The organism is Archangium gephyra (assembly GCF_042230915.1).
In the GTDB taxonomy this organism is placed as follows: Bacteria; Myxococcota; Myxococcia; order Myxococcales; family Myxococcaceae; genus Archangium; species Archangium gephyra_B.
Window position 1 is genome coordinate 8,901,911 of the sequence record NZ_CP102578.1, and the last position, 17,036, is coordinate 8,918,946.

7 protein-coding genes are annotated in these 17,036 nt (G+C 71.4%); 5 read left to right on the forward strand and 2 right to left on the reverse strand.

Annotation, left to right across the window (positions count from 1 at the left end):
* Nucleotides 1-23 precede the first annotated feature (23 nt).
* Nucleotides 24-1,265 (forward strand): aromatic ring-hydroxylating dioxygenase subunit alpha, encoded by a 1,242-nt coding sequence (locus tag NR798_RS34855; protein WP_375766862.1) that lies wholly within the window; start codon nt 24-26, stop codon nt 1,263-1,265.
* Nucleotides 1,262-1,723, forward strand: a complete 462-nt coding sequence (locus NR798_RS34860) for an aromatic-ring-hydroxylating dioxygenase subunit beta (RefSeq protein ID WP_375766863.1) — start codon at nt 1,262-1,264, stop codon at nt 1,721-1,723. Before NR798_RS34855 ends, NR798_RS34860 begins: the two co-directional genes overlap by 4 nt.
* 9 nt (nt 1,724-1,732) lie before the next feature.
* On the opposite strand, the gene NR798_RS34865 is transcribed toward NR798_RS34860, so the two are convergent.
* Both NR798_RS34865 and NR798_RS34870 read right to left on the reverse strand, forming a co-directional pair.
* Nucleotides 1,733-2,572, reverse strand: coding sequence for a methyltransferase domain-containing protein (locus NR798_RS34865; protein WP_375773867.1), 840 nt, complete (start codon nt 2,570-2,572; stop codon nt 1,733-1,735).
* A 5-nt stretch (nt 2,573-2,577) separates the two neighbouring features.
* A complete protein-coding gene (locus NR798_RS34870) occupies nt 2,578-3,381 on the reverse strand; it encodes a phytanoyl-CoA dioxygenase family protein (protein WP_375766864.1) in 804 nt (267 codons plus the stop codon).
* Between the two features lie 290 nt (nt 3,382-3,671).
* Between NR798_RS34870 and NR798_RS34875 the strand changes: the two genes are divergently transcribed.
* The 3 genes from NR798_RS34875 to pbpC are packed head-to-tail and all read left to right on the forward strand — an operon-like array spanning nt 3,672 to nt 16,997.
* Nucleotides 3,672-8,897 (forward strand): hypothetical protein, encoded by a 5,226-nt coding sequence (locus tag NR798_RS34875; protein ID WP_375766865.1) that lies wholly within the window; start codon nt 3,672-3,674, stop codon nt 8,895-8,897.
* A complete protein-coding gene (locus NR798_RS34880; protein WP_375773868.1) occupies nt 8,897-14,647 on the forward strand; it encodes an alpha-2-macroglobulin in 5,751 nt (1,916 codons plus the stop codon). Before NR798_RS34875 ends, NR798_RS34880 begins: the two co-directional genes overlap by 1 nt.
* The gene (pbpC, locus tag NR798_RS34885; protein WP_375766866.1) at nt 14,637-16,997 is read left to right on the forward strand and encodes a penicillin-binding protein 1C; all 2,361 of its coding nucleotides are present in this window, start codon (nt 14,637-14,639) and stop codon (nt 16,995-16,997) included. The genes NR798_RS34880 and pbpC overlap by 11 nt, the downstream gene beginning before the upstream one ends.
* The last annotated feature ends 39 nt before the right edge of the window (nt 16,998-17,036 follow it).

The window sequence follows — 17,036 nt, forward strand, 5'->3', positions numbered from 1 at the left end:
GAACCCAGAGGAGCGCGAGCGCGATGGATTCGGAGGGAGTGCCCACGGGACTGGACTGGCCCGCGGACGACCTGGGGCGCGTGCCCTACCAGGTCTTCACGGATGCCGCCCTCTACCAGCGGGAGCAGGAGCGCATCTTCCGCGGTCCCCTCTGGCACTACGTGGGCCTCGAGGCCGAGGTCCCCCGGCAGGGCGACTACAAGACCACCCACATCGGGGAAGTCCCCGTCATCCTGTCACGAGGCAAGGCCGGGCAGCTCCATGTGCTGGTCAACCGCTGTGCCCATCGCGGCTCCATCGTCCTGCGGGAAGGGTCCGGCAACAGCTGCCGGTTCCAGTGCGTCTACCACCGGTGGGAGTACGAGCCGGATGGGACGCTGGCGGTCGTCCCCTTCCAGAATGGCCTCGGAGGGGCGGGCGGCTACGACGCCTGCTTCTCCAAGGCCGAGCATGGGTTGAAGCGCCTGCGGGTGGAGACCTTCAACGGGCTGGTGTTCGCCACCTTCAGCGAGCAGACGCCGCCACTCCCCGAGTACCTCGGCCCCATCGTCGGGCCGCGGATGGCCCGGGTGTTCGATGGGCGCGAGCTCGTCGTCCTCGGCCAGCTGCGGCATACGGTCAAGGCCAACTGGAAGCACTACCTCGAGAACGTCTTCGACGCCTACCACGCCGGGCTGCTCCACGGCTTCGCGTCGACGTTCAACATCTTCAACCCCGCCCAGCGGGCCGAGAGCATCTCGGACCGGCATGGGGTGGGCATGGCGATGACCTGGGTCCCCGAGGGCGCCGAGCCGCCGCGGGTGGAGGCCGCGACGCCCCCGCGAGGCCAGGCCCTGCAAGCGCCCGAGCTGGTCCACGCCCTGCCCGAACGGGACGAGGAGATCCGCGCCCTCCTGCTCATCGTCTCCCCGACGTTCATCGGCCAGCGGATGGGCAACTGCCTGTCGACGCGGCAGGTGATTCCCCGGGGGGTGGACAGCTTCGAGCAGGTCTGGACCCTCTTCGGTTACGCGGACGACTCGCCCGAGCTGCGCGAGAGCAGGCTCATCCACGGCAACATGACGGGGCCCGCGGGCTACGTGCACCTCGAGGACTTCGATGCCCTGGAGAACACGCACAAGGGCATCCAGGGCGCCCGGGGGGAGTCGGCCTTTCTCCAGCTGGGCGGCACCTCCTGCGAGGCCGGCAAGCCCCAGCCCACCATGGCCGACGAAGGGCAGGTCCGGCTGTTCTGGCACGTCTGGCGGGAGTGGATGGGGGTATGAGGGAGCTCGCCGAGCAACTGCTCTACCGGTATGCCGCCGCCATCGACGATGGGGACCTGGCGGACTGGCCGGACTTCTTCGTCGAGGAGGGCCTCTACCGGCTGACCTCCCGGCAGAACCACCAGCGCGGCCTGCCGGCCTGCCTCATCTACTGCAAGGGCCGCGCGATGATGAGGGATCGGGTCACCGCCATCCGCCATGCACTGACGTGGTCGCCGCACACGTACCGGCACCACTACAGCAACCTGCTCGTCGAGCCCGGGGCCACCCGCGAGGAGCCGGTGGCCCTGCGCGCCAACTACCTGCTGTACAGGACGGAGGAGGAGGGAGACAGCACGCTGCTCGCCACGGGCCGGCTCATCGCCAGCATCCGCCTGGACGGCCCGGCGAGGTTCGTCTCCAAGACCGTCCTCTACGATGCGTGCCGCATCCCGGGCAACCTGGTCCTCCCCATCTGAGGCCCGCGCTCAGAGCGCCTCCGGCACCCTGCCCACCGCGATGAAGTAGCCGACGAAGCACGCCAGCGTCCCCTCGCGGCTGGACTCCTCCAGCCCGGCGAGCGCACCGAGCATCCGCTCCTGGCTCAGCAGCCCGTCCTCGACGAGCTTCCGGGACGTCTCCCGCAGGCGGAGGAAGTGGAGGTCCTCGGCTCGCGTGATGATCGCGCTCACGGGGACGAGCTTGCGCTCGACCAGCCCCGCCTCGTGCATCCGCCGGTACAGCTCGGAGCCCACCGAGGGATTCCGGACGCCCTTCACCAGCCGCTCGAGCATGAGCTGGATGGCTTCGAGATCGACGTTCCCGTCCAGCCGGCAGCAGCGGAGATCCGGCTCGACCGCCACGACGAAGCCCCCGGGCTTCACGATGCGCCGCAGCTCCCGCAGCGTGGCGGTCGGGTCCTCCTGGTGCATCAACACCCGCTCGGTCGTCGCGATGTCGAAGGTGCCCGCGGGGAAGTCCATCCGGTTGATATCCCCACCCCGCAGCTCCACCACGGCGTCGAGGGCTTCCGCGTGGACTCGCTCGCGCGCCCGCTCGAGGAGATCCTCGGCATGGTCCAATCCGACCACGTGGCCCGAGGAGCCGACGGCGCGGGCGAACCGCGGGAGCATGAGCCCGATGCCGCACCCCGCGTCGATGACCCGCTGTCCCTGCCGGAGGGGCACGACGTCGAACCAGCGCTCGGCGGCGTCACGCGCCGGGGAGGCGCGGCCGGCGCGCTCGAGGAACTCGATCAGCTCGGCTCTCGGAGCACCGGTGCTCCCCGGGCTCCAGCGAGGGCTTCCGACGAAGCTCTTGTCACTCATGGGCTTCAAACGGTGCCCTCCCCGATGGGCAGCGGGGCGTAGACGTTGTGGCCGCCACTGCGGTCCACGCCGCTGACGAGGTAGGGGGACATGCCCTCGGGCCAGGTGCCCCGGCAGCGCACGGTGGTGGGCATGAACCGCATGATGAAGGCCTCGTCGCGGTGCTTCGAGCCGTGCATCACCCAGGGGTTGAGCAGGACGGCATGGCCCACGTCCAGCTCGAGCGGCACCACGCGGCGGGGGTCGATGCGCTCGGGCGGGATGTCGTGAGGAACCTCATCGCCCACCTGCTGGAGGTGCACGGTCTCCTCGTGCGAGCCGGGCACCACGCACAGGCCCCCGAACCGGGCCGAGAAGGGCTCCAGCGCCACGAGCAGCCCCATGACCTCGACGGGGGCGAGGTAGGCCTCCATCCGCCGCGAGTCGAAGTGCCAGGGCTCGCCCTCGACCCGCAGCGTCTTGGACATGATGTGCGAGGAGAGCAGCGCGACGTCCGGCCCGAGCACGCTCCGGGCGATGCTCAGGGCGCGCGGGTCGGTGAGGAACTTGAAGTAGGAGGGGTCCTCCAGGTGCGGGTTGTCGTCGTGCCCGGACTTGAAGGAGCTGAAGTCCTTGTGCGCGTACCGCTGGGCGATGCGTGCGCGGAGCACTTCGATCTCCGTCTGGGAGAAGAGCGGCCCCAGGACCAGGTAGCCATGCTCGCGATAGGAAGACACCTGCTGCGCGGTCAATTGCCCGCCGAGTGCCATGCGCATGGCCTCGAGCGGGACGATGTTCATCGGATCGTGGATCTTCGCTGCGCTTCTCAAGACTGCTCCCCTCTATCGAGCGACTCGTCGTGATGTGGGAAACGGGGGGGCGGCACCAAAACAGAGAAGGCGGACCTCCCGCAACCCGAGGGACAGGCAGCCCCGGAACGGAAAAAGAAGAGGCGGACCGGCAGCTGACGCGGGCCCCCGGCCACGACGGCGTGGCCGCGCGGACACACCGGGGGTGAAGCAAGGGGCCCGGGGAGCACCTATGGGGTGGCCCGCCGATTGCTGGTATGAGAGGAGCGCCCGGCCGCACCCCCTGTGCGGCTCCTCCACCAGAGGGCCTCATGCTCCTCTCACCGCTGTCCGTCACCCTCCTGTTGCTCAACGCCGTCAGCCTCTCGCCCGCCTCGGTGCCGGCGAAGGGCAACCAGGAGGCACTCGTCACGCTCGACCGCGCCGCACGCGTGGCCATCACCGCGCGCACGCCCTCCGGGACCTCTTGTGAGATCGTCGACCAGGTCCGCGGCCCCTTCGCCCAGAGCGGCACCGCGGGCAGCGCCAACTGCGAGTTGGATCTGCTGCTCGACGCGGGCACCTACAAGCTGCGCCTGGCCTCGCTGGCCAAGGGCAAGGGCACCCAGGGGAAGGTGGACCTCAAGGCGGTGGCCTATACGGAGGACAACGCCCACCCGGTGCGGCTGCTACCTGAGCGCGAGGTGCGCCAGGTGCTCGCCCCGCGCCACCAGGCCTCCTACTGGCTCTCGCTCGACAAGCGCCAGCCCGTCACCCTGCGGGTCTCCGGCCGCACCGCCGGGGACGTGCGGCTGTGGCGCAACGGCGCGTGGCTGGAGCCCGTCGAGGTACGGGACGCCTCCACGCAACCGCGCGCGGGGCAGCCTCAGTACGAGTGGTGGCTGGAGACCACGCTCGACCCGGGCAACTACCTGCTCACCGCCTACGGCACGGCCCCGAAGCAGTGGACCGAGGGCCAGGAGGACAACACCCTCTCGGTGGCCTACGGCTTCCCGAAGGCGCCCGCGGAGCGCTCGCTCACCGTCACCCTTCCGCCCTGGGGCATGTCCGCGGTGGAGCTGCCCTCGGGGCCCAGCGCCCTCTTCCTGTCGCGCGAGAGCAGTGCGCAGTCCACCACCCGCGTGAGCCTCCACGGGCTGTCCGCGGAGGGGGCCAGCAACGTCACCTCGGGCCTGGAGGCCAGCTGCCAGATTCAGAGCAAGGCGCTCATCCCCCAGTGCAGCGCGATGGTGGGAGGAGCGGCCGCGAGCCGTCACGTGGCCATCCTCCGGGGCGAGCCCGGGACGCAGCTGACGCTGCAATGGGCGCCGCTGCCGGCGAAGGATCGCTTCCAGGACGGCACCTACGGCCAGGGCGGGCTGACGCCGTACTTCGACGCGCCCTCCAGCGGCGAGTTCCTGGTAGGCCTGCACGAGGTGCCGCTGGATCCGGACAACGTGCCCCTGGGGTGCATGTTGGAGACGACGATGGGCCGCGACTGGGTCCCCGTGGCCTTCGACGTGCCCAAGGTGGACGCCGAGCGCCCGTTGCGCCGGGCATTCAACTACAACGGCTCGAACGCCACCGTCTGGTTCGACGTGATGCGCTCCGGCCGCTACGTCTTCTCCACCAGCGGGGACCGCAAGAGCCGCTGCGAGCTGTACCAGGTGGACGGCCCCCGGCGCGAGCGCGTCATGCAGTCCAACCCCACGGGGCAGACGTGCCGCATCGCCGTGACGGCCGGGCCCGGCCTCTACGAGCTGAAGCTGTACGGCGGCACCGAGGGCATCGAGCGGCTCACGCTGGCCTCCGAGGGCCGCGAGCCCCAGCAGGACACGCCCACCCGCACCGCGTGCTTCGCGAAGGGCGTGAAGCTGCGCCAGGACATCACCTACCGCATCGTCGCCAACCGCAACACGGGCAAGTCCCTGCGCGGCCTGGTGCTGCGCCCGCTGCCGCTCACCCTCTCCGAGCCCCTGCCGGTGGTGCTCGATGGCCCGGGGCCGCTCGAGCTGCCGCTGGCCCAGGGAGGCGCCGTCGAGGTGCGCTCGGCCGGCGGTGCGCCCTTCACGTGCGCCCTGGGAGGCACCCGGGTGGAGGCGCGTGAGGGACGCTGCCAGTTGCCGTCCACGGGTGGAACGCTCACGCTGTCCCAGCCGGGCGGCGAGCCCCTCAACCTGGTGGTGCACCGGCCCCCGCCGCCCGCGCCGCCTCCGCCGCCGCTGAGCGCGTACTCACCCCTCTTCCCTCCCCTGCCCTCGCTGCAGCCCTCCGAGCCCGCCTGGTTCGACTTCGAGCGCGGGCAGTCGCACTCGCTCACCTTCGACGTGAAGAAGGAGGGCCTCTACCACGTGACGACGCAGGGCCTGCTGGCCACCGAGTGCAGCATCCGCACGCCGGTGGTGCCCCAGGTGGGCAGCGCCCAGGGCGGAGGGCGCGGGCGCAACTGCCTCGTGTCCACCTACCTGCGGCCCGGCCGCTACCTGCTCACCGCGAAGACGGTCAATCAGAGCAAGGGCCGCGGGGCCGTGCTGCTGGAGCGGCGGGACGTGAAGGTGGCCGAGGGCGTGCGCGCCGATGGCGAGGTGTTCTTCCGCGTCGAGGCGGGCGACCTCATCCAGCAGAAGCTCACGGTGCCTCGCGGCGCGGACTACACCCTCTCCACGGCCGCGCTGGGTGCGCGGCTGCAGTGCCGCCTGGATGACCCCCAGGGCTGGCCGGTGGTGACGGTGCCCACGCCCTGCGAGCAGTCGATGCGGCTGGCCCAGGGCACCTACCTGTGGACGCAGCTGCCGCTGACGGTGGAGTCCATGCGCCGCACCGCGCTGGAGCGCATCCAGCCGCCGGTGGTGCTCAAGGGCAACAAGGCGCACCCGGTGCGCTACAACCAGTGGTACCAGGCGGAGCTGGGCAAGGACGGCAAGGACGAGTTCACCTTCGAGGTGCCGGCGCGCATGGCCGTGTCCTTCGCCCTCTCCAACGGCATGCAGGGGCGGCTCTACACGGCGGGCGCGGATGGCGCGCTCAAGCCCGTGGAGGTCATCGCCCCGCAGGGCACGTACACCCCGCCCTCGCCGGACGGCGAGTACGCCGAAGCCCCCGAGTACGCCGAGGGTGAGCAGGCCGCGCAGGAGCCCCCCGAGTATTCCGAGGTGCCCAACGAGGAGGAGGAAGGTGCTCCGGCCGCGCCCGTGGCACCGGTGCGCACGGCGAGCGCGCCGCCCCCCGAGGGCCAGGCCATTCAACTCGAGCCCGGGCGCTACACGCTGGTGACCGAGCACAGCCGCGGGGACGTGGCCATCTCCTACACGCTGTACCTGCGCACCGAGGTGCTCGCGCCCCCCATGGTGAAGGACGTGAGCGTCCCCGGCCGCTTCCCGCTGGTGCTGCCCGTGGACGGCACGCTGCGCCTCTTCACGCGAGGCAGCACGGACGTGCGCTGCCGCCTCTTCGACGGCACGGGGCGGCTGGTGGTGGAGAGCGCGGACCACGGCGCGGACTGGAACTGCGCCATCGCCGAGCCGCTCGCCGCGGGCAGCTACACGCTGGTGCTGGAGAGCCAGACACAGCAGCCGGGCCCCTCGCGCGTCTCGGTGGAGCTGGCCACGGTGTCCGACGCCGGAGTGCTCGCCGAGGGCGGCACGCTGGAGGTGGGCAACGGCGTGGTGCGCGCCACGCTGCCGCCCGTGGCCGCGGAGACGCTGCAGCACGTGGTGCTGCGGGCGAAGTCGGCCTTCTCCTGCGCCCTGGAGGACGAGCGCGGCGCGGTGGTGTCGCGGGGCATGGACGTGCGCGAGTGCATGATGCTGCTCAAGCCCGGCACCTCGCCCTGGCGCGTGCGCGTCTGGACGCTGGGCCAGCCCACCAAGGTGAGCACCAGCGTGGCGGCGCGCGAGGCCACGAGAGCGCAGGTGCCGAGGCCCGGCCGCTACGAGACGGGCAGCGGCGTCTACTGCCTGCCCGCCTCCCGCCTGGGCCCGCTGAACCCATGCGGCCCCGAGGCCTCGCTGGAGGCCGGTGACTGGGTGTTCGGCGTGCCCGGCGCCACCGGCGAGACGAAGCTCTCCCTCTCCGAGCGCGTGGACACGCTGGAGGACGCCGAGGAGCAGCGCACCCCGCTGAGCCGGGACACCGCGATGCTGCGCCAGCGCTCGAAGCGGGACGCCGTGCACCTGCTGCGCGTGAGCGTGCCCTTCGGCGACCCCGCCTACCCGGCGTGCCGGCTGGACGGAGGCGTGGCGCAGCAGCGGAGCTCCGTGTGCTACGCGGCCACCGGCCCCACCGAGGAGTCACTCGCGCGCTGGTGGACGCCCGTGGCCGAGAAGGGCGAGGCCGTCGTCCAGCGGCTCTCCTTCCCGGTGCCCACCTCGTCCGTGCCGCTGACGCCCGGCCTGCAAGACTTGACGTGGAGCGGCGGGCCCGCGCTGCGCATGGTGCTGCCCGCCGGGCCCACGCGCGTGCAGCTCTCGCTCCCCCGGGAGGCCTGGGCGGTGCTGGTGGATGACAAGGGGGCCGCGGTGGACCTGTGCCCGCCCGGCGACGCGCTCTCCCGCTGCATCCTGAGCGGCACCAACGGCGCGGTGCTCCTCTGGTCCCCGGCCGAGTCGCGCGTGCAGACGGAGGTGCTCTCGGTGGAGGCGGCCAGGCCGGCCGTGCCGCTGGCGACCCTCTTCGAAGCCACCTCCCGCGTGCCCGGCCAGCAGGTGCTGTCCTTCGGCGGCTCCGAGGGCCCGCGCCACCTGCGGGTGACGGGCGCGGAGCGGTGCGTGGCCTCGCTCGACGACGGGACGCGGCTGGAGGGCTGCGAGCTCCAGGTGCCACCCGGCCGCCGCGGCCAGGTGGTGCTGGAGACGAACCCGGGCGGCGTGCGCGCGGTGCTCGCGGCGCCGGAGGGGCTCGGCATGGCCCTGCTGCCCCCGGCACCCAAGGGCAAGGTGCCCGAGCTGCTGCCCGCCGCGAAGGCCCTGCGCCTCTCGGGCGAGGTGGTGGAGCGCACCCTCACCGTGCCCGCCGACGCCGTCGTCCACCTCCGAAGTGACTCGGGCGTCTGCGGCCTCACCCGGGACAACGCCGTGCTGGTGGTGGCGGGCCTGGAGCGCGGCTGCTCCTTCGACCGGCTGCTCACGGCCGGCACCTACCGGCTGGTGGTGCGTGGCTTCGCCGACCAACCCCTCTCCGGCAACCTCACCTGGACGCACGAGCCGGTGAAGGAGCTGGCCGAGGGCGTGGCCCAGGCCGAGGGCTGGGTGGCCCCGGGCCAGACGCACTACTTCCGCTTCGACACCGCCTCGGCCGGCCACATCGGCCTGGGGCTGCAGGTGCCCGCCGAGGTGCTCCAGTGCACCCTGCTCGACACCTCCCAGCGCGTGCTGGGCGAGGGCTGTCAGCAATTCCTCGCCCTGGAGAAGGGCACGTACCTGCTCGCCATCCACGCTCCCAGCACGCTGGAGCGTCCCCTCCCCTTCAAGCCCGTCCTCGTGGGACTGGCCGGTGCGAAGACCGGCGTCCCCGAGGAGTACCTGCGCGACTTCTTCAATCGCATCGGAGAGAACCCGTGATGCGCCTCGTGAACTCCCTGCTCTGCCTGCTCCTGGTGCTCGCGGCCGTCCCGGCCCGGGCGCAGGAGTACCGTCCCGCCGACGAGAGCCAGCGCCCGGAAGGCGGGGGGGTGAAGCTCCTCCCCGACCAGTTCCTGCGCGGCTTCGACCCGGTCACCGTCTACTTCCCCGACAACGCCGGGCCCGGCAAGCAGAGCGCCGATGATGGCGCGAAGCTGCTCAAGGTGGTGCCCTCGTGGCCCGGCCAGTGGTTCTGGGCGGACCGCAAGACGCTCCAGTTCCGCCCCGCCGAGCCCTGGCCCGCGCTGGCGCGCTTCTCCTTCGAGGCGGGCGGCGCGCGCAAGATTCTCACCACGATGATGTCGGCGCCCTCGGCCATGTCGCCGCAGCCCGACAGCACGGACCTGAGGCCCTTCCGCACCCTCACGCTCACCTTCCCGCAGGCGCTGCCGCTCGACTCGCTGCGCAAGATGGTCCGGCTGGAGGTGAGGGACTTGCCGGGCCTGGCGGACTCGCCCACGCGGGTGCTGAAGGACTGGACGCTGTCGCAGCTGCCGCGCGGCAGCCAGCGCGAGCAGGCCGTCTACGCCATCACCCTCGAGGAGGACGTACCCGAGGGCAAGCAGCTGCGCGTCAACGTCAGCCTCGCGCTGGGCGACGAGGACAAGGTGCTCTGGGTGGGGCGGCTGTCCACGCGGCCGGCCTTCCACCTCCAGCAGGTGCAGTGCGGCCGGAGCCAGTTCTCGCTGACGGGTGGGGCCTCCACGCCCCGGGACATGGCGCTCGCTTGCGGCAACCAGGGAGACCTGCCGCAGCTCGTCTTCTCCGCGCCGGTGGAGGGCCTGTCGCTCACCACGCTCAAGAAGCTGGTGCGGCTGGAGCCCGCGGTGCCGGATCTGCACTACCAGGCCTACGGCTCGCGCGTGGCGCTGCGCGGCAAGTTCGTCCCGGACACGCTGTACCGCATGCGCATCGGCGCCGCGCCCATCCGTGATGACAGCGGCCGGCCGCTGAGGGACCCGGGCGAGCTCCAGGTCTTCTTCCACCTGGACTTCAAGCAGCCCTTCCTGCGCTGGATGCAGGGCACCGCGGTGATGGAGGCGAAGGGCCCGCGCATGCTGCCCTTGCAGGGCTACGGCGACGCGCGCGCGGACGTGCGCATCTACCGGGTGGATCCGCTGCACCCCGGCCTGTGGCCCTTCCCCAACCGGCCCATCGTCATCAACGAGCAGAGCGCCCCGCCCTTCCCCGGTGAGGAGCCCCAGGTGAAGCCCACGCCCGGCTATATCGGCGAGGACGAGCTGGCGGCGCACATCCGGCTGCTGGGCTCGCCGCTCGTCTCCACGCTGGTGGACCTGCCCCTGCCCAAGCGTGGCGGCACCACCACCTTCGGCCTGGACCTGGCGCCCCTGCTCAACCCGGTGGTGGGCAAGGTGAGGCCCGGCACGTACCTCGTCGGCCTGCGGCGGCTCACCGGCGCGCCCGAGCGCTCCTATGTCCGGGTGCAGATCACCAACCTGTCGCTCAGCACGGTGGAGGAGCGGGACAAGGCCGTCTTCTTCGTGCGCACGCTGGACGACGCGCAGGAGGTGCGTGGCGCACGCATCGTGCTCGAGGGCCAGCGCCGCGTGCCGAACCCGAAGCAGAAGGGCGCGTTCCTCCAGGAGCCCTTCACGCATGAGCTCACCACGGACGGCAGTGGCCGGGCGACGCTGGGCCCGCAGCCGAGCTGGGTGCAGCTCCAGCGCGTCACCGTGCGCAACGGCGAGGACATCCTCGTGTTGGATCCGCGCGAGGCGCCGGCATCCTTCGCCAACAACCACTGGTCGCCGTCCTCGGGCTGGCTGGAGTGGCTGTCGCAGCAGACGCCGCCGCCGCCGAACGACGGACTGCGCGGCTTCCTCTTCACCGAGCGTCCCATCTACCGGCCGGGCGAGAAGGTCTACCTCAAGGGATTCCTGCGCAACGAGGTGGGCGGAGACTTCGTGGCCCCCGGGGACGCGGGCAAGTACGCGCTGCGCGTGGAGGGCCCGGGCGAGCAGACGTGGAACCTGCCGCTGACCTTCACGGCGCTGTACGGCTTCTCCGCCGAGTTCCAGGAGAAGGACGCGCCCACCGGCGAGTACTACGCGGTGCTGAGTGAGGTGCGCACGGGTCAGGAACTGGCGCGCCGGAAGTTCCAGATCGAGGCCTACCGCCTGCCCACCTTCGAGGTGCAGCTGTCCAGCCCCGCCACGGTGCGCCTGGACGGGCCCTTCAAGGTGAAGGCGGTGGCGCGCTACTACGCGGGCGGCAACGTGGCCGGGCAGCCCATCGCGTGGACCGTCACGCGCCGCCCCTACTACTACGTGCCCAAGGAGCGCGAGGGCTTCCTCTTCGCCTCCAGCAACCAGTTCGCCCGCGAGGGGCAGAGCCGCGCCCCCGAGGCGATGACGCGCAACGCGACGCTGGATGACAACGGCGCGGACGAGATGAGCGTCAACCCAGCGCTGGACCTGGACGGCTCGGCGCGCATCTACCGCTTCGAGGCCACCGTCACCGGCGCGGACAACCAGCCCGTCTCCGCGGCGCAGGACGTGAAGGCCCTGCCGCCCTTCGTGCTGGGCCTGAAGCTGCCGCGCTACTCGGACAAGCCCTTCACGCTCACGCCGGACATCGTCGCCGTGGGCGTCAACGACAAGCTGGTGAAGGGCCAGGAGGTGCTGGTGCGTCTCTACAAGCGCATCTGGCACAGCCAGCTGCGCGAGACGGCCTTCGCCACCGGTGACGCCCGCTACGTCACCGAGCAGGAGGACGTGAAGCTCGCGGAGAAGACGATCACCACCACGGAGGACAAGCCCGTCTCCCCGGCCTTCGAGCTGAAGGAGGCCGGCGTGTACGTGGTGGAGCTGGTGGCGCGCGACAAGCTGGGGCGCGTACAGACGCTGTCGGCGGACCTGTACGTGGGAGGCCAGACGCCCATCGCCTGGCAGAAGTCGCGCCAGGGCGTGTTCGGGCTCACCCCGGACAAGAATTCGTACAAGCCGGGCGAGACGGCACGCCTCATCCTCCAGAGCCCCTTCCAGGAGGGCCGCGCGCTGGTGGTGGTGGAGGAGCCGGGTGGCAACACGTACACCTGGCATGACGTGACGGGGGGCAAGGCGGTGCACGAGCTGGCCATCCGCGCCCAGCACGTGCCCAACATTCCGGTGCACGTGCTGCTGATGCGCGGACGGCTCGGCGAGGGAGACAAGGACGACTCGCGCTACCGGCCGCAGACGCTCGGGGCCTCGGTGGACGTGAAGGTGGAGCCGGTGCGCAACCAGGTGGTGGTGGAGCTCAAGCACCCCGAGACGGCGCGCCCCGGGGCCACCATTCCGGTGGAGCTGACGCTCAAGGACGACCAGGGCAAGCCGCTGGCCGGCGAGGTGACGCTGTGGCTGGTGGACGAGGCCGTGCTGTCGCTGGCGCCGGAGGGGACGCTCAACCCGCTGGACGAGCTCATCAAGGAGAACACGCGCGGCACCACGCTGAGGGACACGCGCAACAGCCTGGTGGGCAAGCTCTTCGAGCAGGAGGAGACGCCCGGCGGTGACGGCAGCGAGGAGGAGCAGGAAGGCAGCGGCAAGCGTGTGGTGCGCAAGAACTTCCAGACGGTGCCGTACTACCAGGCCACGCTGCAGGTGCCGGCCTCCGGCAAGCTGACGGTGCAGGTGCCGCTGTCGGACGACCTCACCAACTTCCGCGTGCGCGCGGTGGCCATCTCCGGGCTGCAGCGCTTCGGCTACAAGCAGACGGTGCTGCGCGTGCGGCTGCCGGTGCTGGTGCAGCCGCAGCTCCCGCGCTTCGTGCGCCAGGGAGACCGCTTCTGGGGCGGCGGCGTGGGCCGCGTGGTGGAGGGCAACGGTGGACCCGGCTCGGTGCAGGTGCGGGTGACGGGCCCGGCGGACGTGCAGCCGTTGAGCCAGGGCGTGGAGCTGCAGGCCAACCGGGCCATGAGCTTCGTCACCCCCATCACCGTGCAGAACGCGGACGTGTCCGAGCCGCAGTCCTTGAAGGTGCGCGTGGACATCGAGCGCAAGGCGGACAAGGCCGGGGATGCCTTCGAGGTACAGCTGCCCGTGCTGCCGGACCGCACGGTGGAGCACTTCGCGTACTTCTCCACGCTGAACGCGGGCAACACCCCGCTCAAGCCGCTGCCCGAGCCGGCGCGTCCGGGCACCGCGTCACAGGAGGTGGTCATCACCTCCATCCCCGGCGTGCTGGAGATGATCTCCGGCCTGGAGTACCTGGCCGAGTACCCGCACGGCTGCCTCGAGCAGAAGCTGTCGCAGCTCTACCCGGACGTGGCCATGGCCGCGTTGCTGCGCGACCTGGGAGTGCGCACGCCCTTCGGCAAGCAGATCGACAAGAACGTGCAACGCATGCAGGAGGAGATGTCGCTCTACCAGGATGACCAGGGCCTGCTGGCCTTCTGGCCGGGAGGGCCGGGCGACGTGCAGGTGACGGCGCAGGCGGTGGAGTTCCTGGACGCGGCACGGCGCGCGGGCCTGAAGGTGGACGAGAAGCTGCAGACGCGCGCGGTGGAGGGCCTCAAGCGCGTGCTGCGCAGCGACTACCCGGGCCTGGTGCAGGAGTGGCGCTACAACCAGCAGACGGCGGCGCTGCGCGCCCTCACCCGCGTGGGCTCGCTGGACCAGCACTACCTCATCGACCTCTTCCAGCTGCGCGAGCGCCTGGACATCCAGAGCCTGGCGGACCTGGCCTCGACCATGTCCACCCAGCCCGCGGTGTACCGCACCAACCTGGACGTGCTGCGCGGCGAGCTGTGGGACAGCGTCATCATCAAGCTGAACAAGGGCAAGCCCGTGTTCGAGGGCCTCAAGTGGCGCCGCGACGCGTGGGGGTATTACGGCTACCTGAGCTCGCGGCCCGCCAGCGTGGCGGCCGTCTTCGAGGCGCTGGTGCGGCTGTCTCCGGAGGATGCGCGGCTCGAGCAGTTGCGCGACGCGCTCCTCTCCTACGCGAGCGCGGAGACGGGCTTCGGCAGCACCTTCGAGAACCGCCGGGCCATCGGCGCGCTGGCGCTATACCTGGAGAAGGCGAAGCCCGCGGTGCCAGAAACGACCGTGACGCTCTCGTCGGGCGCCGCCCTCAAGGTGGACAAGAACACGAAGACGGCCCGCGCCGAAGTCGCCGGTGACGCGCAGCTCTCCGCCACCGTGAAGGGCGGGCCCGTGGGCATGCGCGTGGAGGCCCAGTACGTGCCGGCCACGCCGGGAGACAAGGTGACGCCGCTCAAGCAGGGCTTCATCGTCTCGCGCAGCGCCACCTGGCTGCACGCGGATGGCTCCGAGGAGACGCGCTTCGACGACGCCTCGGGCGAGGTGAAGGAGCTGAAGGTGGGCGACATCCTGGAGCTGCACGCGCGCATCGTCACCGAGGAAGACCGAGTCCACGTGGCGCTGGTGGTGCCCTTCGCGGCGGGCCTGGAGCCGCTCAACCCGGAGCTGGCCAATGCGTCCTCGGACGCGAAGCCGTCGCAGGCGGACTCGCTGCCGCCGGCCTACGTGCAGCGGCTGGACAACGAGGTGCGCTACTACTTCCTGCGCATGCCGCGCGGCACGCACACCTTCCACTTCCGGGTGCGCGCCGCCACCGAGGGCTCCTTCGTGCACCCGGCGCCCTGGGCCGAGCTGATGTACCGAGAGTCGATCCGCGGCCGCGGCGAGGGCCTGCGCATCCTGGTGAAGGGAGAGCATGAGAAGTAGGTGGACACGCCGGGCGGCGGTGCTCGCCCTGGTGCTGCTGGCGGCGGGGGTGTGGTTCGCCTCCGGCCTCCAGGATGGGCTGCTCGGCTACGAGCCCTCGCGCCTCGTGCTGGACCGGCGGGGCGCGTACCTGGGCGAGGTGCCCGGGACGGGCGGGGAGCTCGGCTACTGGCCGGTGCCCTACGTGCTGCCCGAGCGCATCGTCCAGGCCACGCTCGTCACCGAGGACCGGCACTTCTACGAGCACCCGGGCGTGTACCTGCCGTCGGTGGGGCGGGCCCTGGTGCAGAACGTGCGCAACCTGCGCATCATCTCGGGGGCATCCACGCTGGCCATGCAGGTGGCGCGGATGCAGACGCCCGGGGGACGCACCGCGTGGCGCAAGGTGCGCGAGGCCGTGGAGGCACTGCTGCTCGTGCACGGGCACGGCCACGAGAAGGTGCTGCGCCAGTACCTGGCCATCGCGCCCTATGGCAACCGGGTGCACGGGGTGGCGCGCGCGGCGCGGCTCTACTTCGACAAGCCGGTGGAGGATCTGTCCTGGGCGCAGGCAGCCTTCCTCGCGGGCCTGCCGCAGCTCCCCGGGCGGATGAATCCGTACAGCGAGGACGGCCTGCGCCGCGCCCGCAAGCGCAGCCACCGCATCCTCCGCGCGCTGCACGCGCAGGGCAGCCTGTCGCGAGAGGAATTGGAGCAGTCACTCCAGGCGGACCTGGGCCTCGTGCCCCGGCCACAGCGCATGCCCGAGGCGCTGCACGCCGTGCTGGAGTGGAGCGAGCTGGCCCGAGCGCGAGGCCTGCCCATCTCCACGGCCACGCTGGACCTGGAGGTGCAGTCGAAGGTGGCGCACATCCTCCAGCGGAACCTCAACCGGCTGGACGGCGCGGGGGCGGGCAACACCGCCGCGCTGGTGGTGGACACCGAGACGGGCGACATCATCGCGTACGTGGGCTCGCGTGACTTCTTCAACCAGGAGCACCGGGGCGCCATCGACTTCGTGAAGCAGCGGCGCTCGCCGGGCTCCACGCTCAAGCCCTTCATCTACGGGCTGGCGCTGGAGAAGGGCATCGTCACCGCCGCCACCGAGTTGGCGGACACGCCCATGGACGTGCGGGTGGAGAACGGCCGCTCCTACCTGCCGGAGAACATCAACCACTCCTTCCTCGGGCCCATGCTGCTGCGCGAGGCGCTGGGCAACTCGCGCAACATCCCCGCCCTGCGCGTGCTGGAGCAGGTGGGCGTGGAGCCCACGCTGCGATTCCTCGAGAAGGCGGGCGTGGACGGCATCTCGTACGAGCCGGACCGCTACGGGCTGGGCCTGGCGGTGGGCAACCTGCACGTCACGCTGGAGGAGCTGTCGGAGCTGTACCTCGTGCTGGCCCACGAGGGAGAGACGCGCTCGCTGCGGCGCTTCACCGACGAGCCCGTGGCGCCCTCGCGCCGGTTGATGACGCGCGAGTCGGCGCAGCTGGTGCGCCACATGATCGCGGACCCGCTGGCCCGGAGGCCCTCGTTCCCCGTGGGCAGCGCGCTGGACTACCCGTACGCGGTGGCGGTGAAGACGGGCACGAGCCAGGGCTACCGCGACGCCTGGGCCATGGCCTTCAGCGATCGGTTGCTCGTGGCCGTCTGGGTGGGCAACCACGACTGGCGCCGGATGAATGGCGTAGGCGGGCTGCTCGGCGCGGCCAACGCGGTGCACGAGATTTTCGATGCGGTGATGCCGGACTGGCGCCCGTACCGGCCGGTGCTCGACAGCTTCCCACCTCCCACGGGAGCACTGCCCCTGGAGGTGTGCCCGCTGTCGGGGCGGCTCGCCGGTCCCGAGTGCCCGCACCGCAAGAGCGAGTGGTTCGTGGCTGGCACGGCCCCGGCGGAGAGCTGTCCCTTCCACGCGAAGGTCCGGCTGGACCGGCGCAACGGATTGAGGGCGGGCCCCACGTGCGCGGAGCGCGAGGTGGTGACGCGGGTGATGCTGGCGCTGCCGGAGGAGTACGAGCAGTGGGCGCGGCGGCAGCACCTGGACATCGCGCCGCTGAGGGAGAGCCCACTGTGCCCGAGCCGGCCCGAGGAGTTGGAGCCGAAGGTGGCCATCCGCGAGCCGAGGGGCACGGTGCGGCTGCTGTATGACCCGGACACGCCGGCGTCGGCCTCGACGCTGCGGCTGACGGCAGACGTGACGCCAAGCACGGAGCCCATCGTCTGGATGGTGGATGGCGTGCCGGTGGCGGAGGTGAGCTACCCGCACGAGTTCCGCTGGAGCCTCCGGCCCGGGCAGCACGTCATCACCGCGGCCATGGTGCACCGCCCCCAGGTCAGCCAACCGGTGACGGTGGTGGTGGAGGATTGAGGAACCCAGGAGAGGCGCTGTGCCGTCGCCTCCGGCTCG

Excerpts from the sequence above, each read along its gene's own strand:
- NR798_RS34865 (WP_375773867.1), bottom strand. The coding sequence starts at position 2,572 with ATGAGTGACAAGAGCTTCGTCGGAAGCCCTCGCTGGAGCCCGGGGAGC.
- NR798_RS34880 (WP_375773868.1), top strand. The coding sequence starts at position 8,897 with ATGCGCCTCGTGAACTCCCTGCTCTGCCTGCTCCTGGTGCTCGCGGCC.
- pbpC (WP_375766866.1), top strand. The coding sequence starts at position 14,637 with ATGAGAAGTAGGTGGACACGCCGGGCGGCGGTGCTCGCCCTGGTGCTG.
- NR798_RS34860 (WP_375766863.1), top strand. The coding sequence starts at position 1,262 with ATGAGGGAGCTCGCCGAGCAACTGCTCTACCGGTATGCCGCCGCCATC.
- NR798_RS34875 (WP_375766865.1), top strand. The coding sequence starts at position 3,672 with ATGCTCCTCTCACCGCTGTCCGTCACCCTCCTGTTGCTCAACGCCGTC.
- NR798_RS34855 (WP_375766862.1), top strand. The coding sequence starts at position 24 with ATGGATTCGGAGGGAGTGCCCACGGGACTGGACTGGCCCGCGGACGAC.